The sequence below is a fragment of the Aeromonas sp. Y293-4 genome (genome assembly GCF_027705905.1).
Classification (GTDB): domain Bacteria; phylum Pseudomonadota; class Gammaproteobacteria; order Enterobacterales; family Aeromonadaceae; genus Aeromonas; species Aeromonas veronii.
The window spans coordinates 1-803 of the sequence record NZ_JAPDCI010000077.1 but is presented as its reverse complement, the minus strand read 5'-3'; the positions used below and the strand labels follow the sequence as shown (position 1 = coordinate 803).

The window sequence follows — 803 nt, the reverse complement described above, 5'->3', positions numbered from 1 at the left end:
GCCATCTTGATACCCATCGCCTTGGCTTCGGGGCTGCGCGACACCACGCATCCATCGTTGTTGGAGAGCACCACGATCGGGCGGCCACGCAGCTCAGGGCGAAACAGCCGCTCACAGCTGGCGTAGAAGTTGTTTACATCAACGAGCGCTATAGCCATCACGCTGCCTCAGATTGCCAATCACATGGGTGACCACTCCGAACAACTCCAGGGAGAGGCTCATACAAGGGTCGATAGGCGCGAATGCCGGATTGGCTGGCAACAGCCGCAACCTCGGCTTGAGCTGCAAGGTCTTTACCGTGAAGCCGCCATCGAGTAGTGCAATCACCACATCACCATGGCGCGGGGTGAGGCTCTTATCGACCACCAGCAAGTCACCGGGAAAGATGCCGACCCCGGTCATGCTCTCCCCCTCGGCACGCAGATAGAAGGTTGCAGCAGGGTGTGACACGCAGTGGGTGTTGAGGTCCAACTTCCCTTCCAGATAGTCGCTGGCTGGGCTGGGAAAGCCGCAAGAGGCGCGGTGCAAGAACAGCGGGATGGTCACCTCGGCGGGTGATGGGTCTGGGGTTAACAGCTTCATGGCAAAACACCTGTATTTATATACAGCCATTATAGCGCACCACCTTTGAACCAGCGCAAGTCCCGCATGCCAGTGATGGCGTACCATGGCGCCAACAAATAACAAAGAGGTCAGTATGAGTCACAATCTGTGTGCCCTACCGAAAGAGCAGCAAGAACGGGTCGAGGTCGAGAAGGCCGCCGCATATGCGGTATGGAAGGAGCGCAACGGTCACTTGGCCA

The 803-nt window shown here is 57.8% G+C and carries 3 protein-coding genes; 1 reads left to right on the top strand and 2 read right to left on the bottom strand.

The window, feature by feature from the left end; genetic code table 11:
* Both OKC31_RS21645 and umuD read right to left on the bottom strand, forming a co-directional pair.
* Positions 1-158: Y-family DNA polymerase (locus OKC31_RS21645; protein ID WP_442865774.1), on the bottom strand; the 158-nt coding region annotated here is incomplete at its 3' end.
* Complete coding sequence (umuD, locus tag OKC31_RS21640; protein ID WP_024941056.1) at positions 139-582, bottom strand: translesion error-prone DNA polymerase V autoproteolytic subunit; 444 nt, start codon at positions 580-582, stop codon at positions 139-141. The genes umuD and OKC31_RS21645, both read right to left, overlap by 20 nt.
* Before the next feature lie 85 nt (positions 583-667).
* On the opposite strand from umuD, the gene OKC31_RS21635 reads away from it, so the two are divergent.
* Positions 668-803, top strand: a 136-nt coding sequence (locus OKC31_RS21635) for a DUF3283 family protein (protein WP_333563529.1), incomplete at its 3' end; no start/stop codon positions are given.